This is a genomic window from Nonomuraea sp. NPDC049709, assembly GCF_040674815.1.
Lineage (GTDB): Bacteria > Actinomycetota > Actinomycetes > Streptosporangiales > Streptosporangiaceae > Nonomuraea.
Genome location: NZ_JBFANM010000020.1, coordinates 101,460 through 125,860, shown reverse-complemented (window position 1 = coordinate 125,860; position 24,401 = coordinate 101,460). Strand labels below are relative to the sequence as shown.

The following is a 24,401-nucleotide window of genomic DNA, read 5'->3' as shown; positions in this document are numbered from 1 at the left end:
TTATCGGCGATTCACGTGAAATCCCGGAGTTCCTCCGAAACTTGCTGGGCCTCGAAAACATCGCCCACTTCTTCGAGCGTCCGTACCGCGTCCCGGAGATACGCCACCGCCGCCCCCCGCCGCCCGAGCCTGGCCGAGATCAGCCCGAGTGCCCGCAGCGCGCACCCGAGGTCCCGCCGCGTCCCGCACTCCAGGTGTACGTCCCTGGCCTGCCGCGCGTACACCAGCGCCTCGTCCGCCCGGTCCAGGTCCAGCAGCACCATGGCCAGGGTGGTGAGCGCCGCCGCCCAGCGGTCCCTGGTGTCGCTCTCGTTCTGCAGCTCGACCGCCTGCCTGGCCAGCTCCAGGGCCTCGGCCGCCCGCCCTGCCGGGTGCAGCGCCTGCGCCATCGACAGCAGCGCGCTGGCCCGGTTGTCGCGCAGCTCCTCCCTGATCGCCAGCGCCGCCTTGGCCGCCCGCAGCGCGGACTTGTGCCGGCCGAGCGACAGGTACGTGTAGGCCAGCGTCTCCTGCACGTCGGCCTCGGCCCGCCGGTTCCCCATGCCCTGCACGATGTCCAGGGCTTCGAGCGCGTACACGAAGGCGACCTGCGGCAGCCCCTGCCGCCGCCGCACCCGCGCGAGCCGGTTGAGCATGCGGGCCTCGACGGGCTCGTCGCGGATCACCCGGCTGATGGTCAGCGCCTGGTTCAGGTAGTCGTCGGCCCGCAGGTAGTCCGACAGCCGCCAGTGCACCAGCCCGATGTCGCCGAGGGTCTCGGCCTTGCCCTGCTCGTGGTGGAGCTCGACCTGTACGGCCAGGGCCTGCTCGTAGTAGGCCAGCGCCTCGTCGTACCGGGAGCCGTTGCGCGCGATGCGGCCGAGCGCGCACAGGGCCCGGCCGCAGCCGTACTGGTCGCCGGTCGCCGTGTACCCGGCCAGCGCCCGTTCCGCGTCGCGCTGCGCGTCGTGCTGCAGCCGCAGCAGGTCGTAGATCTCGGCCAGGCACAGCAGCGTCTCGGCCTCGGCATGCTCGTCGCCCAGCTCGTGGCAGATCGACAGCGCCTCCAGCCCCTCCGACAGCGCCGCGTTCGGCTCGCCCAGGTTCTGCTGGACGCGGGCGAGGATGATCAGGCTCTGGGCGGTGCCGCGCCGGTCGCCGAGCTCCTCGCGCACGTCGAGGGCCTGCCCGGCGTGCTGCAGGGCCAGCTCGTACCGCTCCTGGGACAGGTGCAGCCGCGCGAGCGTGTGCAGGCAGCTCGCCACCCCGGCCAGGTCGCCGATCCCCTTGTAGAGGTCGAGCGCCTCACCGGCGTACCGCAGCGCGTCCTCGCTGTTGCCCGCGATCCCGTGCACCTCGGCCAGGTCGTTGAGCGCGCGTGCCTGCCCCACGCCGTCGCCGAGCGAGGCGAAGTCGGCCAGCGCCTCCCCGATGAACCGGGCCGCCAGCGTCGACGGCCCGATGTCCCGGTGGATCGAGCCCAGGTTGCTGCGCATCTGCGCGATGGCCCGCCGGTTGCTCACCTGCATCGCCGAGGTCAGGCCGCCCTGCTGGACCTCCAGGTTGTTCTCGTAGTACCGCAGCCGCCGGAACGGCTCGAACACGGCCTCCGCCAGCCGCCAGGCCATTCCCTGCGCGCCGCTCTCCTCCGCCAGGCGCACGGCCGAGACCAGCGAGCGCCGCTCGGCCTCGAACCACTCGCGCGGCGTGCCGGGGTCGGTCGCCATCGCCAGGTAGTGGTCGAGCAGGCGCGCCCTGGCCTCCCGTACGCCCGCCTCGGCGTGCCGGCCCAGCTCCCTGGCCAGCCGCTTGACCAGGTCGTGCACCCGGTAGCGCGGCCCGGGCAGCGGCTCCACCAGGTACGCCCGGTGCAGCCCCTCCACCGCGATCACCGCCTCGCTCACCGGCACGCCGAGCGCCGCGGCCAGCACCTGCGGCGTGAAGTCCCGCCCTGGCAGCAGCCCGACGTGCCGGAACGCCCGCCGCTGCGCCGGGTTCAGCGACTCGTACGCCAGGTCCAGCGCCGACCGGAACGCCTCCTCGGGGTCGCCCACCAGCAGCCGGTCGGACCGGCGCAGCTCCTGCACCCGCGTCTGCACGCTGAGCCCGGGATTCTCGGCCAGCTTGGCCGCCGAGATCCGCAGCGCGAACGGATGGTACGAGCACACCCGCGCCAGCTCGGCCAGCGCGTCCCGGTCGGCGGCCCGCGGCGAGTCCTCCCCGAGCACCCCCACCAGCAGCGCCACCGCGTTGCCCGGATCGAGCACCGGCAGGTCCATCAGGTCGGCGTGCCCGGTGGCGCGCAGCGGCGCCATCCGCGTCCTGCTGGTCACCAGCACCACGCAGTCCTTGCTGCCCGGCAGCAGCGCCCGGACCTGCGCGGGGTCGGCCGCGTTGTCGAGGATGAGCAGCAGCCGGCGTCCGGCGATCCGGCTGCGGTAGAGCAGCATCAGCTCGGCCTCGTCGGCGGCCGGCATGTGCTCGCCGACGCCGAGCGAGCGCAGGATCTGCCCGAGCGCCTCGGCGGGGTTCATCGGCGGCAGGCTCGGAGACTGCCCCCGCAGGTCGATGACGATCTGCCCGTCGGGGAACCGGTCGGCGTGCACGTGCGCCCAGTGCGTGACGAGCGCGGTCTTGCCCACGCCGGGAAGGCCCTGCACGACCATGGTGTTCGTCCGCCGGGGCCGATCCAGCCAGGCGGTGAGCAGGTCCAGGCTCTGCTGCCGCCCGGTGAAGTCGGGCACCGCGGCGGGCAGCTGGCGCGGCTTGGGCACCTCGATCGCCGGCAGCGGCTCGGCGGGACCGCCGGGCCGGGCCAGGAACGGCGTCACCCGCCCCTCCCAGGGCGCCGACAGGTGCTCCCAGCTCCCGGCGGCGGCGCGCAGCGCGGACGGGTCGGCGATCCGCAGCCGCCGGTAGCCGGGCCGGACCAGCCACCTCCGCCGCACCCACTGCCCGAGCTGGCGCTGCACCACGTCGGGGGAGCTGCCCACGAGATCGGCCAGCGTCTCCATGGACAGCGGCGGCGCCGACTCGGAGGCCAGCCCGTACCGCTCGTCCAGGTGCAGCAGCCACACGGCCAGCCGGGCGGCGACGGGGGCGCGGGCCAGGGCCTCGTGCCTGCGGGCCGCCATGTTCCTGGCGAACATCTCCTGGATCAGGGCGTTCCCCACGGCGGGGCTGCCGGCGGCGTGCTCGCGCAGCCGCCGCAGGTCGATGGGCCAGAGGCGTACCTCGGTCAGCGCGTCCACCTTGACGCGGTCGGCGGGGCTCCAGAAGGCCAGCTCGCCGACGAGGTCGCCGTCGCCCCGAAGGTCGTGCACGGTCTCGCGCTCGCCGCTGGGGCCGTATTCGCGGGCGTAACCGTAGTCGATGACGTAAACGCGGTTGGCCGGCCGCAATGGCGAGCAAATCACCTCGTTACGGCGGTAGACACGCGGACGGGCGCCCTCGTCCACCAGCGACCTGAACAGACCCACCCCGAACACCACCAATCTGGGACGGCGGTGTCCTCGACATGACAGGCGTGCTTCAGCCCGTACGACGACCTGTCACATCAGTGGAGCGCAGCGGGAACCGGCTGTCAATCAGACGTTGGCGGTGTCGCTGCGGTCGGGGACGAAGCGGTAGCCGACGTTGCGGACGGTCCCGATCAGGGACTCGTACTCGGTGCCGAGCTTGGCGCGCAGCCGTCGCACGTGCACGTCGACCGTCCTGGTGCCGCCGAAGTAGTCGTAGCCCCAGACCTCCTGCAGCAGTTGGGCGCGGGTGAACACCCGGCCGGGGTGCTGGGCGAGGTATTTGAGCAGCTCGAACTCCTTGAACGTCAGGTCGAGCACGCGGCCGCGCAGCCGCGCGGTGTAGGTGGCCTCGTCGATCGAGAGGTCGCCGCTGCGGATCTCGTCGGGCACGTCCTCGGTCGCGGCCTGCGAGATGCGGCCGGTGGCCATGCGCAGCCGCGCCTCCACCTCGGCCGGTCCGGCGCTGTCGAGCAGCACGTCGTCCACGCCCCACTCAGCGGTCATGGCGGCCAGCCCGCCCTCGGTCACGATGACCAGGAGAGGGCAGTCGATGCCGGTCGTGCGGATCAGCCGGCAGAGGCTCTTGGCCTGCACGAGCTCCTTGCGCGCGTCGACGATGACCGCGTCGGCGGGCGGGGTGTCGATGAGAGCGGACGCCTCAGCGGGAGCGACGCGGACCGAGTGGAGCAGCAACCCCAGCGCCGGTAGCACCTCGGCGGATGGCTCGAGGGCGTTGGTCAGCAGGAGCAGGTTGCTCATTACGGCCTCCTCAAACACGCAAGGACCCGGGGGCTACGTCGCCCAGGTCCTGTAGGGAGGATATCCCACGAGTTAGTCGCGTCCATTGCGCGTCCACCAGGTGAACAGCGCGTCTCCTGGAACAAGCTTGTTAAGGGCGCCGCACAATAGAGCGGAAACCGATTGTGAGGCAGGCATGGCCACAGGAAAGATACGTTATTGGGCGGCGGCCAAGGAGGCGGCGGGTGTCGCGGAGGAACCGTTCGAAGCAGTCACTCTTGGTGAACTAATGACGAAAATCACACAAAATCGTGCAGATCTGGCGCGAGTGGTGCTCCGCTGTTCGTTCCTCGTGGACGGTTCCCCGGTCGGGAAGCGCGCTCATGACGAGGTGATCCTCGGCGACGGCGCGACCGTGGAGGTGCTGCCGCCGTTCGCGGGCGGCTGAGCGGCCGACGGCGCCGCCGGGTGAGCGGGCGGATTGCGGGGGAATGGGACAGGCCAGTCGGTAGGCTCTTGACCCCCGCTCAAGACAGGGAGCCCCATGCGCAAGCTGATCATTTTCCTGATCGTGCTCATCGTTCTCCTTGTCGCCGTCGATCGGGTCGCGGCGGCCGGGGTCGAACGGGATCTGGCGAACAGGATCGCGGCGGCCTCCGATCTCTCCGGCACACCGACCGTGACAATTGAGGGCATCCCATTTCTCACGCAGGCCCTCTCGGGCCGCTATCCGGAGGTACGGTTCAATCTCGGCACGTTCACCTACGGCGACGTGCCGGTGCGGAACCTGCGGGGCGCCGCCTACGACGTCACGGCCCCCCTGGCCGACATCATCCAGAACAGAGCGAACATCCGGGCCGGTCGCGTGGCCATCAGCGGCACCCTCACCAGGGCGACCATCGACAAATACGCCCCGCGCGGGGTGAAGATCGGCGGCAACGGGCAGCGGCTCACGGCGTCGGGCGAGGTGATGATGGGGGTGAACAAGGTGAAGTTCAACGCCGAGATGCGGGTCGAGATCGCCGACGGGGGCATCAGGATCCAGGCGGAGAAGATCCAGGGCGTGCCAGACCAGTTCGCGCGTCTCGTCTCCTACACCATCCCGTTCAAGGGGGACCTGCCCTTCGACGTGAAGGTGACCAGGGTCAGGAGCGTGGCCGAGGGGTTGGAGTTCTCGGCCGAAGCGACTGACGTGCCGATTCGTGGATGAGGTTGAACCGCTCCGTCCCTCCGTACGTGATGAGAGCGTGAGAGCAGCGGGCACCGCCGATGAGGAACTTGTGAAGACCCTCTTCGACGAGCACGCCGGGCCGCTCTACGGCTACGTTCTGCGACTGACCGGTGACTCCGGCAAGGCCGAGGACGTCGTCCAGGAGACCCTGTTGCGGGCCTGGCGGCATCCCGACGCCCTGTCGGACCGGCCGATCCGGGCGTGGTTGTTCACGGTGGCCCGCAACCTCGTCGTCGACCAGCATCGTGCCAGGAAGGCCAGGCCGCCGGAGATCGGCGACGAGGCACTGGCGGTCCTGCCGGCCGACGACGAGCTGGAGCGGGCGGTCGAGTCGTGGGCGGTGGCCGAGGCACTGGCCGCGCTGCGGCAGGAGCACCGTGAGGTGCTGCTGGAGGTCTACTACCGGGGGCGATCGGTGAAGGAGGCGTCGGCGACGCTGGGGATACCGCCGGGCACGGTGAAGTCCCGTACGTACTACGCGTTGCGCGCGCTCAAGCTGGCGCTCGAGGAACGGGGGCTGGCACCGTGATGACGTGCGAGGAGGTGCGGATCGCGCTGGGCGCCCACGCGCTGGGCGCGCTCGATCCGCAAGAGGCGCTGGAGATCGACCACCACCTGGCGACCTGCGAGGCGTGCGGCGCCGAGCTGCTGGAGCTCGAAGGCGTGACCTCGTTCCTGGGCAAGGTGTCGGAACGCGACGTCGAGCTGGTGGCCAGCCCCCCGCGCCAGGTGCTCGACCGGCTGCTGAACGACCGCGTCAGGCGGAACAGGCGCGGCCGGATCCTCATGGCCGTGGCCGCCTCGGCGGCGGTGCTGGTGGTGGGCGGCACGGTGTGGACGGCGATCCAGACCAGGTCGGCCAATGAGAGCTCGGCTGCGGCCCCCGCGGCGGCGCGGTCGGCGGGGTCGGCGGAGTCCGACACCCGCGCGCAGCAGGACCAGAGCTCCGCGCAGCTGGCCCAGCCGTTGAGGAGCACCGCGCCGTCCCGGAAGGTGGCCCCATCCCAGAGCCCCTCCCAGAGCCCGGCCCGGAGTCCCGCGCCGGAGACGCAGGCCGATCTCCCGTCCTCGGAGCAGCCGCTGAAGGCGGCCGAGGGCCGCGAGTTCACCGGCGCGAACAAGGCCGCCGACTACCGCGCCACCGTCCTGGCCTGGCCCACGGACGCGGGCACGGAGCTGGGCGTGCGGGTCAGCGGGGTGCCGGTCGACACGACCTGCAGCCTGGTCGTCGTCGGCGTGGACGGCTCGCGCGAGCCCACGGAGAGCTGGGTCGTCAGCCGCGAGGGCTACCAGGACCGGGCGGTCTTCCGGCGCGAGACGACGAAGACGATGCGGGAGATCGCGAGGTTCGAGATCGTCGACGGGGCCGGCAAGGTGCTGGTCGAGGTGCCGCTGCGGAAGCAGCCACGGAAGTGATCCCACAGATGGACACGGCAGTGATCCTGAAAGAGGGCGCGGAAGCAAACGCGGTCCCGCGCGGTTGCACCTGACGATGACGGGATTGTGGGTGGCGCTGGCGACGCTGGCGCTCGGGACGGTGATCGGGGTGGTCCGCCTGCGCCGCGACGGACGGGTCCGCGAGGCGGGCGGCGGCCGGCTGTCCGCCGCCGACCTCGGCTCCGGGCTGGGGGAACGGGCCACGCTCGTGCAGTTCTCGACCGCGTTCTGCCAGCCGTGCCGGGCGACCCGCCGGGTGCTGGCCGACGTGAGCGCGCTCGTGCCGGGGGTGGCCCACGTGGAGATCGACGCCGAGTCCCGGCTCGACCTCGTACGCCGGCTGGACATCATGCGCACGCCGACCGTGCTCGTGCTCGACGCCGCGGGCACCATCGTCAAGCAGGCCGCCGGCCAGCCGCGGAAGGCCGACGTCCTGGCGGCGCTGGCGGCCGCCGTACCGGATTCCCGACTGTGAGCCGTCTCACAAGTCGTCTCACCAACCGGACGAGATGTGACAGATGACGAGACGCCGAGTAGTGTCGTGGCCATGAACCCGTCGACAGAGCTGCTCACGAAGCGGCGCGCGGTTGATTTCTGCCGCGTGGCCACCGCGCTCTGTCGCGCTGCCTGAGGACGATCTCGCGCGGACATCCGATCCGCCCCAAATCGACCCCTTCAGGAGCATCCCGCGATGCGTGCCGATCCTAGAGCGCTGCGCTTCGGCGCGGCCGTAACCACCCTGGTCCTCGCCTCCGTCCTGGTGACGGAGAGTTCCTGGCTGCTCGCCGTCCAGGCGGTGGTCTTCGCGATCGGCGCGGCATGGCGCTCACCGTACGCGATGCTCTTCAAGGCGCTCGTCCGGGGCACTCCCAAGGTGACCGAGGATGCCCGCCCGCCCCGCTTCGCCCAGGGGGTCGGGCTGGTCTTCGCGGTCGCGGGGCTGGCCGGATACCTCGCCGGGATCACGCCGCTGGCCCTGGTGGCCACGGCGGCGGCTCTTCTCGCCGCCTTCCTCAACGCAGCCTTCGGATTCTGCCTTGGCTGCGAGATGTACCTGCTCATTCGCCGTCTACTGCCCGCCGCCAAAATGGAGGTATCCCAATGAGCCGCTCCGCCGCCCTGGTGGACGCCGACTGGGTCGAGGCCAACCTCGACACGCCCGGAGTCGTCCTCGTCGAGGTCGACGAGGATGTCAGCGCCTACGACAAGGGCCACATCCGTGGTGCCGTGAAGGTCGACTGGCGCCAGGACCTGCAGGACCCGGTGCGCCGCGACTTCGTGGACAAGACCGGTTTCGAGGCCCTGCTGTCCGACCGCGGCATTTCCAACGATGACACCGTCGTGCTCTACGGCGGCAACAACAACTGGTTCGCGGCCTATGCCTACTGGTACTTCAAGCTTTACGGCCACCAGAACGTGAAGCTGCTCGACGGCGGGCGCAAGAAGTGGGAGCTCGACTCGCGCGAGCTGGTGCGTGACGTGCCCGAGCGGCCCAAGACGCAGTACGTCGCGCAGGAGCAGGACTCCGCGATCCGCGCCTTCCGCGACGACGTGGTGGCCGCGATCGGCAAGCTCAACCTGGTCGACGTGCGCTCGCCCGACGAGTTCACCGGCAAGCTGCTCGCCCCGGCCCACCTTCCGCAGGAGCAGGCCCAGCGCGGCGGCCACGTGCCCACGGCCCGCAACATCCCGTGGTCCAAGGCGGCCAACGACGACGGCACCTTCAAGTCCGACGACGACCTGCGCACCCTCTACCAGGAGGCCGGCGTCAACTTCGGCAAGGACACCATCGCCTACTGCCGCATCGGCGAGCGTTCTGCGCACACCTGGTTCGTGCTGCACGAGCTGCTCGAGCAGTCCAACGTGAAGAACTACGACGGTTCGTGGACCGAATACGGCTCGCTCGTGGGCGTGCCGATCGAGCTGGGGGAGGCCCGCTGATGTCGACTGCAGCACAGGGTTGCGGAGCGCCGGAGCAGACCATCGCGCTGCCGGCCGGGATCGATCTGTCCAACCAGGCCGTGATCCAGGGTGTGGTGACCGGCGCCGGCACCGCCTACGCGCGGCTGCTCGACCACTCCGGCGAGTTCACCGGTGAGGTCGTCGTGTCCGACGAGGGCGTCTTCCGCTTCTTCGCCGCCCCCGGTGACTGGACCGTCCGCATCATCGCGGGCGGCGGCGTCACCCGGGACGTCCAGGTCGAGGCCAAGCTGGGCGAGGTCGCCCAGCTCGCGGTGGCCGTCTGACCGGAGACAACGTGAAAGAGGCCCGCGTCCGCCGGACGCGGGCCTCTTCCGTGCAACGGGTCCGGGCCCGCCGGTGTTGTAGTGGACGTGAGTGAAATCGACTGTCTCGACCCGGTGCGCAAGGCGCTGCTCGACGACCTCGACGAAGGGTTCGCCGAGCTCTACGGCACCTACCGCGGCCTGGTCTTCTCGACCGCGCTGCGGCTGAGCGGGCGCTGGGCGGACGCCGAGGACCTCACCGCGGAGGCGTTCCTGCGGGCGTACCGGGCGCTGGCCGGCTACGAGCGCGACCGGGTCGCCGAGCTCCAGCCGCGCGCCTGGCTGATGACGATCCTCATGAACGTCTGGCGCAACTGCGCCCGTACGAAGTCCCGCAAGCCGCCACCCGACCTGCGGGACGAACCCATCGAGGCCGTCGACCCGAACGAGGACGTCGAGGCGGCGGCGGTGCGCCGGGAGACCGGCGACGAGCTGGCCGAGCTGCTGGGGCTGCTGCCCGCGGAGCAGCGGGCCGCGGTGGTGCTCAGGCACGTCGTGGACCTGCCGGTCGCCGAGATCGCCACGGTGCTGAAGATCCCGCAGGGGACGGTCAAATCGCACGTCTCGCGAGGGCTGAGGCGGTTGCGCGCACTGGGAGGTGCCCGATGACCCAGGATCCACTGCTCGCCGGACTCGCGGCACTGGCCGCCGAACCGCCGGAAGGACTGCTCGACCGGATCGCGGCCCGATGGGTACGCGTGCCGGGGCCGATCGGGGAGCTCGCGGTCGCGTTCACCGACCAGGGCGTGGCCTACGTGCACGCCGGGGAGGGGTTCGCCGAGACGTTCAGGAAGCGGTTCGGCCGCCCGCTGCTGCCCGCCGCGCGCCCGCCCGCCGGCCTGCTGCCCGCGCTGCGCACGGGCCGGACGTCCGGGCTGCGGCTGGACCTGCGCGGCATGAGCGACTTCCAGCGCGACGTGCTGGAGGCGGCGCGGACCATCCCGCGCGGCGAGGTACGGCCCTACTCGTGGATCGCGGCGCGCGTCGGGCGGCCCAAGGCCGTGCGCGCGGTGGGCACGGCGCTCGGCCGCAACCCGGTGCCGCTGCTCATCCCGTGCCACCGGGTGACCAGGTCGGACGGCGTGGCGGGCGACTACGTGTTCGGCTCGGCGGCCAAGGAGCGGCTGCTGCTGGCCGAGGGCGTCGACCTGGACCGGGTCCGGGCGCTGGCGGGGGAGCGGGTGTTCTACCTGGCCAGCGACACGACCGGCGTGGTCTGCTTCCCCACCTGCCACAACGCCCGGCGCATCACGCCCGCCCACCGGCACGGCTTCCGCAGCATCGCCCAGGCCAGGGCCGCGGGTTACCGCCCGTGCCGCACCTGCCGCCCGGCTCAGATCGGCTTGACCGGGTAGCGCATGAGGAGGGTGGCCCGGACGATGTCGGGGCCGTGGGCCCGGTAGCCGTGGGGCACGTCGGACATCCACGAGATGTGGTCGCCCGGCCGGGCGGTGAGCGGCTCGTGGATGGGGCCCGCGCTGAGGATGCCCGTGAAGACCGTGACGTGCTCGCTGACGCCCTCGTGGTGGGCGGGGGAGGTCTGGGTGAGGCCCGGCGGGACGCGTACGCGGTAGAGCTCGTACGTGACGTGGTCGTCCTCGAACACCTCGAGCAGCTCGGCCTCCATCGCCGTGCCGCGCATGATCTGCGGCTCTGGCGGCGCGTCGAGTATCGCCCCGATCGGCACCCCGAGCTGCGCGGTGATCGCCCAGAGCGTCTCCAGCGTGGGGCTGCGGCTGCCGGTCTCCACGCTCGACAGGAGCGCCTTGCCGATGCCGGCGCGCTTGGCGAGCTCGGAGAGCGAGACGCCGCGCGCCTGTCGCAGCCGCCGCAATCGATCTCCCACCAGGCGAGGATCGGTGTCGATCGCGGGTTGCGGATCCATACCGTCATGTTGCCGCACGTGCCGGGCTTCGGGGCCGCCTTTCGCGGCGGATAATCCATTTGTCACTGCGCAGGCGGTGACACGTGTCCGTCCGGGATCAAGGTGCTGGTAGAGCGCTTTCGGGAGTTGCGGCTGCGGTACGAGGGACAGACCGATACGATTCCACAGATGTCCGGTTCGTCAGGTGTGATGGCGCCCCCGCGACCTGGGCCTACGCCGGCTCAGCGGATGCCGTCGCCGTACTCGCTGCCCCTGCACGCACTACGCCTGGCAGGGAAGTGCGCCCTGCCCTTGATCCTCTGGTTCTCCGTCGGCGAGCTGGTGCGCTGGGTGGTGATCTACGTCGCCACCGAGATCTCGCACGGCTCGTGGTGGCAGGCCCGCCTGGTGGCGACGCTGGCGCTGGTGACCGTGGTGATCCTGATCTCCATGACCGTCACCACCGGCATGTTCCTGGCGCTGCGCAACGCCCTGTGGGAGACCCGGGCCCGCAGGCAGGACGGGCAGGAGGACGAGCGGTTCTGGGTCTCGCTCAACCGGGTGGCGCCCGCCTTCGCGGTCATCTACCTGGCCTGGGAGCTGTACTACCGGGACGCCGCCGACTTCTACGCGATGGACCGCTTCCACAACCTGGACGACGACTTCTACACGACGGTGCTCAACAACGTCGCCAAGGGCACCGACGAAGAGGTCACGTACGGGATGGGCCTGGCCGGCCTGGACTGGAAGGTCTCGCTGGGCGCCATGGTGGTGACCTTCGGGCTCCGGGCGCTGTTCTCCCGGATGGTCGAGAAGGGCTCGGGGAAGTTCGCGGGGGTCGCCTCCGCCTTCGCCGAGTTCGCGTTCGTCTTCTGCGGCCTGAACGCCATCTTCACCTTCACCCAGCTGCGCGGGGACTGGGCCTCGCACCGGGCCGTCGTGAGCGGCGCGACCGAGGCGTGGGAGCACGCGAAGGAGACCGTGCCCGGGTGGGAGGCCTTCTGGGGCTGGGTGGCGGAGATGTGGCCGCACGTCCTCGAGGCCCTGGCCGTACCGCTGACCTGGCTGGCGATCGCCGTGCTGATCTTCGGCACCTCCATCGACGACGCCCGGCGGGCCCTGCGCGGCACCCGGCTGGAGACGGGCATGGACAAGCTGGAGGGCACCCACGACGTCACCCAGCGCGCCGTGGACCGGGCCATCGGCGGCTTCATGGAGCGCTGGGTGCCCGTGGTCAACGCCTTCCGGATCACGATCAGGGGCGGGATGGCGCTGTTCGGCTTCACGTGCCTGCTGTACTCGGGGCTGCACGTGGGCAGCCAGTACCTGGACCGGGCCGTGCGCACGCTGATCGGCTCCGACGTCGAGTACATGTGGCTGGTGGTCAGCAAGCCCGTCGTCTTCATCGGGGACCTGCTGGTGACCTGCCTGAGCTACAGCGTGCTGGCCGCCGCGTTCGACATCGCGGCGACCAGGGCCCGGCTCCGGGGCGAGGACATCACCGCCTGAACACCAGCACGTCCTTGTGCTTCCGCTTCTCCTGCTCCGCCGGGTCCGTCGGGACCGCGAGGAGCTGGTCGGTCGGCGTGTCGGACCGGTAGGTGGTGTTCGGCCTGAGGTGCAGCTCCACCTGGCCGGCCACCGTCTTCGGCACGACGGCGACGGCCTCGTACGTGTAGGGCTTGCCGACCACGGCGTCGTCGATCGCGACGTTGTCCTCCGAGACCTCCACCTGCCAGGAGCGGTCCTCGCGGTCCCGCAGCTCCAACTCGGGCTTGCCGGTGAGCTTGATGCCCGTGGCGTCGACGCCCTTCCTGGTGATGATGATCTTCAGCCATTGCCTGTCGGGCGCGGTGGTCCTGGGCGCCTCCATCGGCTCGATCGCGGCCTTCCACGACACGTGCTCGAACGCCAGCTCCCCGCCCTTCGGGACCACGTGCTCGATGTCGGACGGCTGGCCGCTGCGGTAGAAGATGAACGCGTCCACGGTCGGGGCGCCCACACCCACGAGCAAGGCGACGAGCGCGCCCACGCCGAGCAGGAGCGTACGCGGCCGGCGCGGCGGCGTCTGTGCGGCCGCCGGGGGGTCGGCGGCCGGCGGCTCGGCGGGTGGCTCGGCGGGCAGCGGGACGGGCGGCTCGGTGGGTGGCTCGGCGGGCAGCGGGACGGGTGGCGGGACGTGGGGCGGGACGGGCGGCTGGACAGGAGGAGACTCGCGCGGGCTCCGGGGGCTGTCGCCCTGCGCGCCGAACGAGTTGCCCAGGGTGTGCGCGCCCATGCTCCGGCGCGGCACGGGGCCCGCGCTGGGGACGGCCGGGAGGGGCTGCGTCTCGCCGCCCGGCGGGTCCGGGTGCGGGGCGGGCGGCCAGACCTGCTGGTCCGGGTGCGGATCGTCGCTACGCCGGGGCGGCATCATGGGGACGGGCTGCGGCCGCTGCCCCCGTGCCCGGGGCTGCGGCGGCTGGCCGTACTGAGGAGGCTGCGGCCGTCCGGGCTGCGCGTGCCGCGGTGCGCGGGCCGGAGGCGGCTCGCCGACGTCTTCGGGGTGGGCGGGCTGGGGAGGTTGGGACGGCTGGCCGGAAGGGGGCGCGAACCAGTCGCGGTCGGGTTCGTTCTGGCTCATGGCCTTACTTCTTCTTCTCGTCCATGTCGAAGACCTCCGCGGGCGAGGAGGTGAGTTGCTTGGCGGCGGCCTCGTCGATGCCGAGGTCGATCTGCGCCTCCGGCGGCAACGGCTCGCCGTAGAGGGCGGAGACCGGCAACTCGAAGACGGCCTGCGCGCCCGGCAGCGCCGAGGCCGGCACCTCGAACACGAACCTGCCGGTGGTCCACCACCCCGGCTGGATCCACGGATACGCGAGTGTCTTCTCGTTGTCGACCTTGTCGGTCGCGGTGAACTTCTTGCCGTCGGCGGTCAGCAGGGTCGGCTTGCCCAGGTGCAGCGGCTTCTTCGGCACCGTGGCCGCGGCCTCGACCACCAGGAAGAGCTGCTCCGTCGGTATGGTGTCGTCGCCCGCCTTGATCGTCTTCGCCGTGGAGACGTTCTGGACCCGTACGGAGAAGCGGCCCGCGTCGACGTTCTCCCCCTTGGCCCCCGTGTACGTGAGCGGCATGCCCCGATCGTCACCGGACAGATAGATCGACTGGACGGCGACGGCTCCGGCGGCCAGCACCAGTCCCGCGATGACGTGCAGCGCCCTCGCCCCGCCCCCGCCGCGGGTCGCCTGCCTGCGGGACCGAGCGCCGCGTGGCGCGACGGAGCGTTGCTCGGTAGCGGTCATCACGCCCCCTGTGTCCGGACCGGCAGGGTGATCTTGGCGACCACCTTGTCCTCTTGCTTGTCCTCGAGCACGTCGGTGGGCTCGCTCTCCAGGAACCACTCGGACGTGTCGGTGAGGCCGTTGTGCAGCAGCTCGAACTTGCCGATGTCATAGCTGACCTGCTTGGGCGGCGGTGTCGTGCCCGGCAGCTCGTAGCGCGCCACCACGGTGGCCGGGATCCCCGGGTGCAGCTGGGAGGACTCGACGCCCTTGGAGAGCACGAAGAGCTGGCCCCCCCACTTCGACTTGATCTCCGGGTTCATCCTCAGCAGCGTGCTGCCGAAGCTGAAGCCGCCGCTCTTGTCCCTGGGCAGGCCGCCCACGTGGATGGTTTCGTCGGTCTTGTTCGTCACTTTGAACACCACGTCGAGGTAGCGCTTGTCCTCGGCGAACTCGTTCTCGGCCGGCTGTAACGTGATCTTCGACTCGATGACCTGCGTGTCGAACTGCCCCTGGTCCAGGACCTGCCCGGGCTTCAGTTGCGGCGGCGCCGGGTCGGGCCGCTCCTCCAGACCGCCCAGCAGGGCGGTGATACCGATGGCGGTGACCGCCACCAGCGCCACGGCGGGCACCACTACCGGGCGTCTGGGCTTGTCAGTGCTCCCGCCGGAGGGTTCCGTCATGGGTAAGGATGGTAATAGGTCTCGCTTGTCCCATCTGCCGCAATGCTCCCATCGGACTGGTCGAATTGCCGAGAAACCCTGCCGCTACCGGGCTTGTAGCTCATACGCTGTCACGGAGCGGAAAGGGCTGACCCCTACTCCTAATGACATATCGGCGGCCGGAGGGTCACGTGACGGACGTGCATCCCGAGCATGCCCAGCTCCAGGCGGACCGCATCTACCTGGGCTGGCAGTACATCCTGCTGCATCCCGACCCCGGTCCCCCGCCCAGACGCCCCTCTCCCGCCGAGGAGCCGTCCACGGCGGCCGAGCAGGACCCCGCGCAGCTGGAGATGTTGCGCCGCGAGCGGCTCCAGGAGGACATGCTCAACCGGCCGGTGCGGCTCGTCCGCCTGTTCATGCTGGTCCTGACCGTCCTGATCCTCGCGGCCGCCCTGTCCGGCTACCTCGCCTGGTCCTTCGCGCTGGTCGGGCTCGTGGCCGCCGGCGGCGTGGCGGGCATCTGCAGCTACGCGCTGCTGCAGGGGGACCGGGCGGTCAAATACCGGGTGCTGGAGCAGCAGGCCAGGAATGAGCGGCAGCGCCAGGAACGTGACAAGGAGCTGTTCCGGGCCCAGGAGGAGCACGCCCAGCGCTACCGGGAGTGGCAGGAGTCGAAGGAGCGGCACGACCGGCAGCTCACCTGGTACGCCGTCGCGGTGCCCGACGAGATCGACCGCATCGACGTGGCGGGCGGCACCTTACCCGGATGGTCCGCGCTGGTCACGCTGCTCGGGGCGACGCGCCTCTACAGCGGTGGCCACCTGACCGTGCTGGACCTGTCCGAGGGCGCGATCGCCAAGGACCTCATCGAGCTGGCCCGCAAGGGCGGCGACGACCCGCTGGTCTGGGTGCTGCCGGTCGACCTGCCCAAGCTCGACCTGGGCGCCACGCTGAAGCCCGAGGCGTTCGCGGACGTGCTGGCGCACGTGGTGAGCGTGAGCGAGGAGCACCGCACCACCCGCGACCTCAGCTTCGACAACGCGATCCTGGAGCGGGTGCTGGAGGTGCTCGGGGAGAACGCCACGATCAGCCAGGTCACCGCGGCGCTGCGGGCGCTGGCGCAGGTGGGCGACCCGCGCGACGACCTGAGGTTCGGGCTGATCACCGCGACCCAGCTGGAGCGCATCGGCACGCTGTTCGGGCGGGGGGTCAGCGACCGCGTGGTGATCGAGCGGGCCTGGGCGCTGGAGTCGCAGCTGCGCAAGCTGGAGACGCTCGGCACCGAGGCCGTACGCCTGCCGCCGGCCCGGCTCCGGGTGGTGAGCATGGACCGGCAGGCGGGCGTGTTCGGCAACCGGGTGCTCGGCACGTACGTGGCCACCGCCCTGACCCACATCCTGCGCCAGTCCGCCGCCTCCGACCGGCCCTGGTACCACACCATCATCGTGGCCGGGGCGGACAAGCTCAGGGGCGACGTGCTCGACCGGCTGATGGACGCCTGCGAGACCTCCCGTACCGGCCTTGTGCTGACTTATCGGTCTTTGACGCCGACCGTGCGCGAGCGGCTCGGCAGAGGGCACGCCGCGGTCGCGTTCATGCGCCTCGGCAACGCCGAGGACGCCCGCGTCGCCAGCGAGCACGTCGGCACCGAGCACCGCCTGGAGCTGGCCCAGCTCACCGAGACGATCAGCGACTCGCTGCCGGGCCTCGACGGCGGCTACACCTCCACGATCGCCCAGTTCGACGACGAGCGGGAGGATCGCGACGAGAACCACGCGGACCTGGCGGGGGACATCACCGAGTCCACCGAGTGGGGCAGGACCGCCGACAAGATCTCGGAGAAGGAGCGGGTGCTGCAGCGCTCGCGCGAGTTCCTCGTCGAGCCGCACCAGCTCCAGCAGCTCCCCACGACGTCCGTGATCGTCACGGACGCCACCGCCCAGGGCCGGCGCGTACGCCTCGCCGACGCGAACCCGGCCATCCTCACCTTCCCCAAGACCACCCTCGGCGAACTGGAGGACGTGCGCGAGGCCGTGCTGGCCCTCGATCCCAGGGACGGCGACGGCGACGCGGAGCCGCCACCGAACCTCGGGCCACCACCGCCACGCCTGGACTGGCGCAAGGGCAGGCAATGACATGGTCAATGTCAAGGTGACGAGCTGACGGTTGGCGGAATTTAACAAAGAACCGTCTGTGGGGGATTGAAATGCAGCCGAGTGTCTCGCTGAGCGGGCCCTGGTATCGAATTCAGTCGATCGCAGCACCCTCGCGAAGCTCGTCGGCGGAATGGGATTTCGTCACTGTGCTTCCCGCGGTGCTGTCGGCGGCGCAGCGCGATCGTCCGTTCGTCATCGGCTGGCTGTCGCGCGGCTCCGGGGCGCCGCTGGAGCTCATCACCAACGCCGGGCCGCTCTCGCCGCCGCGCCAGCCGCGCCGGTCGACCGACATGCCCGACCATCCGAGCGGGCCGCAGCCGTTGCTGTTCCCCGGTGGCGCGCGGGGGGTGCAGCTCGACGAGGAGTATCTGGCCGACCTGGCGGACCTGGTGTGGACGCCGTGCCCGGGCCGGCAGGCGCCGCCGCTGGGGAGCAAGGGGCGCGAGTTCGACCCGGACGAGCTGCGGCGGCCAACGTTGTTCGAGTCGACGCTGATGACGCTCATGTCGCGGCCGTTCGCGTGGCTCGTCGTCGCCGAGCCGACCGACCTGCTGGACGCCGAGGTGGCGCACCTGCGTACGCAGCTCAACGTGCTGCGGCAGTACGGCGACGCCTCCGAGCGCTCCCGCTTCGACGCAGAGCGCGCCGAGCGCCGCATGCAGGAGCTGGACGCCTTCCGCGAGGCGGGGCTCTGGAACGTACGCGTGCTGGCCGGTGGCGCCACGGCCGAGGAGCTGCGGCAGATCGCACCCGTGCTCGTCGGGTCCGTCGAGATGAGCCACCACCCGTACCGGCTGCGCAGCTCGCACGGCGCCGTCTACGCCCTGTCGGAGGCCCTGGCCATCACCATGCAGGACCCGGCCGACGGCGCCGCCGCGCCGTTCGCCGCCACCGCGGGGGCGCTGGCCGCGCTGGCCGGGCTGCCCCGGCGGGAGGTGCCCGGCGTGCGCGTGCTCGACTCGGGCTTCTTCGACGTGACCGCGGAGTCCGACGAGGTGGCCGACGGGGGCGAGCTGGAGCTCGGCGAGATCCTCGACGGGCAGGACCGGGGCGTCGGCACCTTCCGGGTGCCGCTGGCCACGCTCAACCGGCACGCGTTCGTCACGGGGGCGACCGGCTCGGGCAAGTCCCAGACGGTACGCCACCTGCTGGAGCAGCTCAGCCGGGCGCGCATCCCGTGGCTGGCCATCGAGCCGGCCAAGTCCGAGTACGCCGCCATGGCCGGCCGCATCGAGGACCCCGTCACCGTGATCAACCCGTCGGCGCCCGACGGCGTGCCGTTCAGCGTCAACCCCCTCGAACCCGAGCCCGGCTACCCCGTCCAGGCCCACATCGACATGGTGCGGGCGCTGTTCATGGCCGCGTTCGACGCCGAGGAGCCGTTCCCGCAGATCATGTCGCTGGCCCTGCAGCGCGTCTACGAGGCCACCGGCTGGGACGTGGTCACCGGCGGCGCCGTGCCCGGCTCGAACGTCCCGCCCAGCATCCCCACCCTCGAACAGCTCCAGCAGCACGCCATGGACGTCATCCAGGAGATCGGCTACGGCCGCGAGGTCCAGGCGGACGTCGAGGGCTTCATCTCGCTGCGGCTGCGCTCGCTGCGCGTCGGCTCGGCGGGCCGCTTCTTCGAGGGCGGCCACCCCGCCGACATCGGCGGCCTGCTGGAGCGCGACGTCGTCCTGGCCATCGAGGACGTGGCCAACGACGAGGACAAGGCGTTCCTCATGGGCACGCTGATCATCCGGATCGTCGAGCACCTGCGCATGCGGGCCAGGAAGGAGCGCTCCGCCGGGCTGCGCCACGTCATCGTGATCGAGGAGGCGCACCGCCTCCTGCGCGACCGGGGGCACGGCCGGGCCTCCACCCACGCGGTGGAGCTGCTGGCCGGGCTGCTCGCCGAGATCAGGGCGTACGGCGAGGGCATCGTGGTGGCCGAGCAGATCCCCACCAAGCTCGTCTCCGACGTGGTGAAGAACACGGCGCTGAAGGTCGTGCACCGGCTGCCCGCCGAGGACGACAGGAAGCTCGTCGGCGCCGCCATGAACCTGAGCGACGAGCAGTCCCGCCACGTGGTCTCGCTCCAGCCGGGCTCGGCCGCCGTGTTCGCCGACGGCATGGACCGGCCGCTGCGGGTCCGCGTACCGCTGGGGGAGTCCAGGGAGAAGGTGCTGCCCGGCCCGCCGCCGCCCATCCGTGGCCGCCGGTCGGCGGCGTGCGGCAAGCAGTGCCGCACCGGGCAGGCGTGCACCCTGGTGGAGCTGCGCGAGGCGGACGTGCTGGCCGGTGCGCCGGACTGGGCGTGGCTGCGTATCTGGTGCGACACGGTGGTGCTGGCCTTCGTCAGCAACCGGCCGCTGCCCGGCGTGCCGCGCGCACTGTCGGCCGCCTGGTCCGACCTGCCGGCGCGGCGCAGGGAGTGCCTGCTCGCCACGCTCATCGAGCGCTCGGTGCAGCGGCGCGCCTGGTCGCTGCGCAGCTGGTTCGACCCGGCGCTGCTCACGGAGAAGGCGGCCGAGACCGCCACGCGGCTGCTCTCGGCGGTCGACAGCGGCGGCGAGCGGCCGGGGGCGTCGTGGGTCATCCCGCAGGTGCGCTGGCTGCACGAGGTGGACCGGCTCTTCCCGTACGGGCAGCCGGCCCCGAACCTGCGCAGCCCCGCGCCGCCCATGGAGTACGCCCTGTTCCGCCAGCCGAACGGCAACGGCGCGGGCGACCTCGTACACACCGAGCTGCTCGGCCACCGGGCCAAGGCGCTGCGCCACCACCCGCTGTCGATGGAGGTCGACCACAACCGGGCGCTGGCCTGGCGGGTGATCCTCGGGGACGACGAGAACGAGAGCGTGCAGCGGGACATCGTGACGGTGGCGATCGGCGTCGAGTCGTCGGCCCGGATCAGGCACGTGGGCCAGACGATGGGGGCCGGGTGGCTGGAGGGCGTGCTGTCGTGGCCGCGCCGCTTCGTGCTCCCCTTCGAGCACGGCGGCGCCCCGGAGATCGCCTTCGCCGAGCCGGCGGCCGCTCCGTGACGGGCCGCGTTTTCGCGAGCGTCACCTGAGTATGGGCCAATGCCGACTAGGATCCATGCACATGACCCAGCTTCCTCTGCGGGCCCAACTCGCCAGCGCTCTGGGACGCAGTGCCGCAACGCTGTCCAGGATGACCGGGCGGGGTGACGGCTCGGTGATCGGCGGGCGGGTCGGCCTGCTGCTAGAGCCGGACCTCCTGCGCAAGCTGGCCCGCGATCGCAAGCTGGCCCTCGTCAGTGCGACCAACGGCAAGACCACCACGACCAGGCTGATCACCTCGGCGCTGCTGGAGCTCGGCGAGGTGGCCACCAACGCCTTCGGCGCCAACATGCCCGCCGGCCACGTCTCGGCGCTCTCCCAGCACAAGGCCGCCCCCTACGGCGTGCTGGAGGTGGACGAGAAATACCTGCCGGAGGTGCTCGACACGACCGGCGCGGGCGTCGTCTGCCTGATGAACCTCAGCCGCGACCAGATGGACCGCGCGGCCGAGATCTGGCTGCTGGCCCAGAAGTGGCGCAGGGCCCTGTCCGGCAAGCCCACGCATGTCATCGCCAACTGCGACGACCCCCTCGTCACCTGGGGCGCCTCCACGGCCGCCAAGGTCACCTGGGTCGCCGGCGGGCAGCGGTGGAAGGAAGACTCCTGGTGCTGCCCCGAGTGCGGCGGCCCGCTCGACCGCAAGGACGCCGACTGGGCGTGCCGGGAGTGCACGTTCCACCGGCCCGAGCCGCAGTGGGCGGTCGACGACGACGCGGCCGTCGACCCGCGTGGGCAGCGGTGGCTGCTCGACATCCAGCTTCCCGGCCAGGCCAACCGCTCCAACGCGGTGATGGCGCTGGCGGTGGCGGAGGCGTTCGGGGTGCCGGTGGAGCGGGCGCTGCCCCGGCTGCGCGAGGTCACCTCGGTGGCGGGCCGTTACACCACCGTCGAGCGTGACGGCCGGCACGCCCGGCTGCTGCTGGCGAAGAACCCGGCGGGCTGGCTGGAGGCGTTCGACGTCGCCGACCCGCAGTTCCCGATCATCCTCTCGGTCAACGCGCAGGGCCCCGACGGCCGCGACACCTCGTGGCTGTGGGACGTCGACTACCGCATCCTGCGCGGGCGCCCCGTCTTCGTCACCGGTGAGCGCCGCCTCGACCTGGCGCTCCGGCTCGACGTGGCGGACGTGCCGTTCACCCTGTGCGGCACGTTCACGGAGGCGCTGGCCATGCAGCCGCCCGGCCGGGTCGACGTGATCGCCAACTACACCGCCTTCCAGCAGATCCGATCGGAGTTCGGTCGTGCCGTCTGACAGCGCCCTGCGCATCGTCTGGATCTACCCTGACCTGCTGAGCACCTACGGTGACCAGGGCAACGTCCTCGTCCTGGAGCAGCGCGCGCAGCGCCGGGGGATCGAGACGGAGACCATCTACGTACGCTCGGCCGACCCGGTCCCCGAGACCGGCGACATCTACCTGATCGGCGGCGGCGAGGACCGGCCGCAGATCCTGGCCGCCGAGCGCCTGCGCAGGGACGGCGGACTGCACCGCGCCATCGCCCGCGGGGCGGCCATGCTCGCGGTGTGCGCCGGATACCAGATCATGGGCAGCACGTTCGGCGGCGAGGAGGGCCAGCCGGTCGACGGCATCGGCCTGCTCGACATCGCCAGCTCGCGCGGCCCCGCGCGAGCGGTCGGCGAGCTGGTGGCCGAGGTGGACGCCGCGCTCAACCTGCCCACGCTGACCGGCTTCGAGAACCACATGGGCGTCACCCACCTCGGGCCCGGCGTCAGGCCGCTGTCGAAGACGATCACGGGCGTGGGCAACGGCGACGGCTTCGAGGGCTGCTACGCCGGCCACGTGGTGGGCACCTACCTCCACGGGCCCGCCCTGGCGCGCAACCCGGCGCTGGCCGACCTGCTGCTGTCCTGGCGCGCCGGGGAGCTGGCGCCGCTCGACGACTCCCGCTACGAGGCCCTGCGCCAGGAACGCCTGGCGACCGTGCTGCAACACTGACCGTCACCTCCGGTCGGCCGCGACGAGACACTCCGCCGTCGCGGCGGGTTTGACATGCAGCCGTCTGGCTGCCTACTGTACAAACAGGCAGCCAACCGGCTGCATATTGGGATGGCGGTACATGGACGAGGTGTTCAAGGCGCTGGCGGACCCCAGTCGCCGCAGGCTGCTCGACAGCCTCAACGCCCGCAACGGGCAGACCCTGCGCGAGCTGTGCGCCGGGCTGGACATGGCCCGGCAGTCGGTCAGCAAGCACCTGGCCGTGCTGGAGGAGGCCAACCTGGTGACCACCGTGCGGAGCGGGCGCGAGAAGCTGCACTACCTCAACGCCGTCCCGATCAACGCCATCGCCGAGCGCTGGATCAACCAGTACGACCGCCACCGCACCGGCGCCCTGGCCGACCTGAAGACGGCATTGGAGGAGCACCTCATGGACCAGCCGAACAACGACTTCGTCTACACCACCTACATCCGCACCACCCCCGAGCGCCTCTGGCAGGCGCTGACCGACCCCGCCTGGACCAAGCGCTACTGGGGGGTCGAGCTGGAGTCCGACTGGAAGGTGGGCTCCGCGGTGACCTGGAAGCAGCTGGGCGTCACGATGGCGGACCCCGAGCAGGTGGTGCTCGTGTCCGAGCCGCACCGCCGCCTGGCCTACTCGTGGCACACCTTCACGCCGGAGTTCGGCGAGTCCGTCGGCTGGGGCGCGGAGCAGCTCGCCGAGGCGGCGGCGGAGCCCAGGTCCACCGTGACCTTCGAGATCGAGCAGGCCGGGCAGATGGTCAAACTGACCGTCGTGCACAGCGGGTTCGAGCCGGACAGCGCCGTGCGCAAGGCGGTCAGCGAGGGCTGGCCCGAGCTCCTGTCCAGCCTGAAGACGCTGCTGGAGACCGGCGAGGCGCCGGTCACGGCGGCGTAGGACGAGAAAGGCGCGTGACCCGCCGGGCCGAGGTCAGTAGACCAGGGCCTGGGCGCCTTCGGCGACCGCTTCCTCGACGAACGCCGGCGCGCCCGCGATGCGGATCCCGTCGATGAGATCGTCCACGGTGATGTTCCTGCGGGCCGCGCACTGGGTGCAGAGCGTCACCCGGCCCGCGGCCAGCACGGCGTCGAGCAGGTCGGTGAGCGGCGCGGCGTGCGGCAGGCTGAACTCCTTTGCCCGCCCCGGGAGCGCGAACCACGAGGACTCGCCGGTCAGCCAGAGGGAGACGGATACGCCGCTCGCGAGTGCGGCGGCCGCGACCGTGAACGCCTGGTTGCAGCGCTCGGGGGCGTCGGCCCCCGCCGTAACCTTGATCACCAGTGATCGTGCCATGCTCGCCACCCTAACGCTCCCGGCGCCACTACTCTTGAGGACCATGGAAGAACCTGAGGTGCACCCCGACCTGGAGCCGATCGCGTTCCTGCTGGGGCGGTGGGAAGGCGCCGGCGTGGGCGGCTACCCGACGATCGAGAGCTTCAACTTCGGCCAGGAGATCGAGTTCGGGCACAACGGCAAGCCGTTCCTGACCTACGTGAGCCGCACGTGGCTGCTCGACGAGGCCGGCAACCGGGTCAGGCCGCTGGCGACGGAGTCGGGCTACTGGCGTCCCCAGCCGGACCGGCAGGTCGAGGTCGTGCTCTCCCACCCCACGGGGATCGTCGAGATCTACATCGGCGAGGTCGTCTTCCACAAGATCGAGCTGCGTACGGACGTGGTGGCGCGCACCGCCTCGGCCAAGGAGTACACCGCGGGCCACCGCCTCTACGGCCTGGTCAACGGCAACCTCATGTGGGCCTACGAGATGGCGGCCGTCGGGCACCCGCTGACCGACCATATGTCGGCGGAGCTGAAGAAGGTAGCTTGAGCCGTTATGAGCACGCCTTTCACCGCTGACGCCATCGAGGCGATCAAGCGCCACATGAACGACGACCACTCCGAGGACGCGCTGATCATCGTGCGCGGGCTCGGCGGGCGGCCGGAGGCGAAGACCGCCGTGACGACCGACGTCGACGCCGAGGCGATCACGTTCACGATCGACGGCGGGGAGCGGGTGCGAGTGCCCTGGGGCGAGACGATCACCGAGCGGGCGCAGGTGCGCAAGGCCGTGGTGATGCTCTATCGCGAGGCGTGCGGGAAACTCGGCCTGCCGATCCGCGGCGAACACTGAGAGACGGCGAACACCGGGAAATTGAAGAGGGCCCCGGGCATCACTCCGCCCGCGGCGCGGGCGGGCCGGATGGACCATGGTCGGGATGCACATCC

The 24,401-nt window shown here is 71.3% G+C and carries 26 protein-coding genes; 19 read left to right on the top strand and 7 right to left on the bottom strand.

Annotation, left to right across the window (positions count from 1 at the left end; all coding sequences use genetic code 11):
* Positions 1 to 11 precede the first annotated feature (11 nt).
* Together AB0J69_RS21845 and AB0J69_RS21840 are read right to left on the bottom strand one after the other, a co-directional pair.
* Complete coding sequence (locus AB0J69_RS21845; protein WP_364119869.1) at positions 12 to 3,458, bottom strand: tetratricopeptide repeat protein; 3,447 nt, start codon at positions 3,456 to 3,458, stop codon at positions 12 to 14.
* A gap of 108 nt (positions 3,459 to 3,566) precedes the next feature.
* Positions 3,567 to 4,259 (bottom strand): response regulator transcription factor, encoded by a 693-nt coding sequence (locus AB0J69_RS21840; protein ID WP_364119866.1) that lies wholly within the window; start codon positions 4,257 to 4,259, stop codon positions 3,567 to 3,569.
* Between the two features lie 175 nt (positions 4,260 to 4,434).
* Between AB0J69_RS21840 and AB0J69_RS21835 the strand changes: the two genes are divergently transcribed.
* The 11 genes from AB0J69_RS21835 to AB0J69_RS21785 all read left to right on the top strand — a co-directional run bounded on the left by AB0J69_RS21835 (position 4,435) and on the right by AB0J69_RS21785 (position 10,546).
* Entirely contained in the window at positions 4,435 to 4,686 is a 252-nt protein-coding gene (locus AB0J69_RS21835) for a MoaD/ThiS family protein (protein WP_364119863.1), read from the top strand.
* A gap of 96 nt (positions 4,687 to 4,782) precedes the next feature.
* Entirely contained in the window at positions 4,783 to 5,448 is a 666-nt protein-coding gene (locus tag AB0J69_RS21830) for a DUF2993 domain-containing protein (RefSeq protein WP_364119860.1), read from the top strand.
* Between the two features lie 37 nt (positions 5,449 to 5,485).
* Positions 5,486 to 5,998 (top strand): sigma-70 family RNA polymerase sigma factor, encoded by a 513-nt coding sequence (locus AB0J69_RS21825; RefSeq protein WP_364119857.1) that lies wholly within the window; start codon positions 5,486 to 5,488, stop codon positions 5,996 to 5,998.
* Complete coding sequence (locus AB0J69_RS21820; RefSeq protein ID WP_364120009.1) at positions 5,998 to 6,885, top strand: zf-HC2 domain-containing protein; 888 nt, start codon at positions 5,998 to 6,000, stop codon at positions 6,883 to 6,885. Before AB0J69_RS21825 ends, AB0J69_RS21820 begins: the two co-directional genes overlap by 1 nt.
* Before the next feature lie 76 nt (positions 6,886 to 6,961).
* The gene (locus AB0J69_RS21815; RefSeq protein ID WP_364119855.1) at positions 6,962 to 7,381 is read left to right on the top strand and encodes a thioredoxin family protein; all 420 of its coding nucleotides are present in this window, start codon (positions 6,962 to 6,964) and stop codon (positions 7,379 to 7,381) included.
* A gap of 72 nt (positions 7,382 to 7,453) precedes the next feature.
* Positions 7,454 to 7,537, top strand: coding sequence for a putative leader peptide (locus AB0J69_RS21810; RefSeq protein ID WP_350668905.1), 84 nt, complete (start codon positions 7,454 to 7,456; stop codon positions 7,535 to 7,537).
* Positions 7,538 to 7,597: 60 nt separating this feature from the next.
* Positions 7,598 to 8,011: a DUF4395 domain-containing protein gene (locus AB0J69_RS21805; protein ID WP_364119852.1), complete on the top strand. Its 414-nt coding sequence runs from the start codon at positions 7,598 to 7,600 to the stop codon at positions 8,009 to 8,011.
* A complete protein-coding gene (locus AB0J69_RS21800; protein WP_364119849.1) occupies positions 8,008 to 8,847 on the top strand; it encodes a sulfurtransferase in 840 nt (279 codons plus the stop codon). Before AB0J69_RS21805 ends, AB0J69_RS21800 begins: the two co-directional genes overlap by 4 nt.
* The gene (locus AB0J69_RS21795; RefSeq protein WP_364119846.1) at positions 8,847 to 9,152 is read left to right on the top strand and encodes a DUF1416 domain-containing protein; all 306 of its coding nucleotides are present in this window, start codon (positions 8,847 to 8,849) and stop codon (positions 9,150 to 9,152) included. The genes AB0J69_RS21800 and AB0J69_RS21795 overlap by 1 nt, the downstream gene beginning before the upstream one ends.
* An 87-nt stretch (positions 9,153 to 9,239) precedes the next feature.
* The gene (locus tag AB0J69_RS21790) at positions 9,240 to 9,800 is read left to right on the top strand and encodes an RNA polymerase sigma factor (protein WP_364119843.1); all 561 of its coding nucleotides are present in this window, start codon (positions 9,240 to 9,242) and stop codon (positions 9,798 to 9,800) included.
* Positions 9,797 to 10,546, top strand: coding sequence for a methylated-DNA--[protein]-cysteine S-methyltransferase (locus AB0J69_RS21785; protein WP_364119840.1), 750 nt, complete (start codon positions 9,797 to 9,799; stop codon positions 10,544 to 10,546). Before AB0J69_RS21790 ends, AB0J69_RS21785 begins: the two co-directional genes overlap by 4 nt.
* On the opposite strand, the gene AB0J69_RS21780 is transcribed toward AB0J69_RS21785, so the two are convergent.
* Positions 10,525 to 11,076, bottom strand: a complete 552-nt coding sequence (locus AB0J69_RS21780) for an XRE family transcriptional regulator (protein ID WP_364119838.1) — start codon at positions 11,074 to 11,076, stop codon at positions 10,525 to 10,527. The two genes, AB0J69_RS21785 and AB0J69_RS21780, sit on opposite strands and share 22 nt — an antisense overlap.
* A gap of 228 nt (positions 11,077 to 11,304) precedes the next feature.
* Here AB0J69_RS21780 and AB0J69_RS21775 point away from each other — a divergent pair, with 228 nt between their 5' ends.
* Positions 11,305 to 12,564: a hypothetical protein gene (locus AB0J69_RS21775; protein ID WP_364119835.1), complete on the top strand. Its 1,260-nt coding sequence runs from the start codon at positions 11,305 to 11,307 to the stop codon at positions 12,562 to 12,564.
* Here AB0J69_RS21775 and AB0J69_RS21770 read toward each other — a convergent pair.
* Genes AB0J69_RS21770 through AB0J69_RS21760 form a run of 3 tightly spaced genes read right to left on the bottom strand, consistent with a single transcriptional unit; the run spans position 12,554 to position 14,998 of the window.
* Positions 12,554 to 13,678 carry a hypothetical protein gene (locus AB0J69_RS21770; RefSeq protein ID WP_364119832.1) on the bottom strand — a complete coding sequence of 375 codons (1,125 nt, stop codon included), beginning with the start codon at positions 13,676 to 13,678 and terminating at the stop codon, positions 12,554 to 12,556. The two genes, AB0J69_RS21775 and AB0J69_RS21770, sit on opposite strands and share 11 nt — an antisense overlap.
* Positions 13,679 to 13,682: 4 nt before the next feature.
* The gene (locus AB0J69_RS21765; protein ID WP_364119829.1) at positions 13,683 to 14,336 is read right to left on the bottom strand and encodes a hypothetical protein; all 654 of its coding nucleotides are present in this window, start codon (positions 14,334 to 14,336) and stop codon (positions 13,683 to 13,685) included.
* Positions 14,336 to 14,998, bottom strand: a complete 663-nt coding sequence (locus AB0J69_RS21760) for a hypothetical protein (RefSeq protein ID WP_364119826.1) — start codon at positions 14,996 to 14,998, stop codon at positions 14,336 to 14,338. Before AB0J69_RS21760 ends, AB0J69_RS21765 begins: the two co-directional genes overlap by 1 nt.
* A gap of 170 nt (positions 14,999 to 15,168) precedes the next feature.
* Here AB0J69_RS21760 and AB0J69_RS21755 point away from each other — a divergent pair, with 170 nt between their 5' ends.
* The 5 genes from AB0J69_RS21755 (at position 15,169) to AB0J69_RS21735 (ending at position 23,075) form a co-directional block, all read left to right on the top strand.
* Positions 15,169 to 17,115, top strand: a complete 1,947-nt coding sequence (locus AB0J69_RS21755; protein WP_364119823.1) for a hypothetical protein — start codon at positions 15,169 to 15,171, stop codon at positions 17,113 to 17,115.
* Positions 17,116 to 17,282: 167 nt separating this feature from the next.
* Positions 17,283 to 20,162, top strand: a complete 2,880-nt coding sequence (locus AB0J69_RS21750; RefSeq protein ID WP_364119820.1) for an ATP-binding protein — start codon at positions 17,283 to 17,285, stop codon at positions 20,160 to 20,162.
* Positions 20,163 to 20,223: 61 nt separating this feature from the next.
* Positions 20,224 to 21,453: a MurT ligase domain-containing protein gene (locus tag AB0J69_RS21745; protein ID WP_364119817.1), complete on the top strand. Its 1,230-nt coding sequence runs from the start codon at positions 20,224 to 20,226 to the stop codon at positions 21,451 to 21,453.
* Positions 21,443 to 22,156 (top strand): glutamine amidotransferase, encoded by a 714-nt coding sequence (locus AB0J69_RS21740; protein ID WP_364119814.1) that lies wholly within the window; start codon positions 21,443 to 21,445, stop codon positions 22,154 to 22,156. The genes AB0J69_RS21745 and AB0J69_RS21740 overlap by 11 nt, the downstream gene beginning before the upstream one ends.
* Positions 22,157 to 22,277: 121 nt before the next feature.
* Positions 22,278 to 23,075: a metalloregulator ArsR/SmtB family transcription factor gene (locus tag AB0J69_RS21735; RefSeq protein ID WP_364119811.1), complete on the top strand. Its 798-nt coding sequence runs from the start codon at positions 22,278 to 22,280 to the stop codon at positions 23,073 to 23,075.
* Between the two features lie 33 nt (positions 23,076 to 23,108).
* Here AB0J69_RS21735 and AB0J69_RS21730 read toward each other — a convergent pair whose 3' ends face one another.
* Positions 23,109 to 23,471 (bottom strand): DsrE family protein, encoded by a 363-nt coding sequence (locus AB0J69_RS21730; protein ID WP_364119808.1) that lies wholly within the window; start codon positions 23,469 to 23,471, stop codon positions 23,109 to 23,111.
* Between the two features lie 43 nt (positions 23,472 to 23,514).
* Between AB0J69_RS21730 and AB0J69_RS21725 the strand changes: the two genes are divergently transcribed.
* Positions 23,515 to 24,003 (top strand): FABP family protein, encoded by a 489-nt coding sequence (locus AB0J69_RS21725; protein ID WP_347701491.1) that lies wholly within the window; start codon positions 23,515 to 23,517, stop codon positions 24,001 to 24,003.
* Between the two features lie 6 nt (positions 24,004 to 24,009).
* Positions 24,010 to 24,306, top strand: a complete 297-nt coding sequence (locus tag AB0J69_RS21720) for a DUF2470 domain-containing protein (RefSeq protein ID WP_364119805.1) — start codon at positions 24,010 to 24,012, stop codon at positions 24,304 to 24,306.
* Positions 24,307 to 24,401 lie beyond the last annotated feature (95 nt).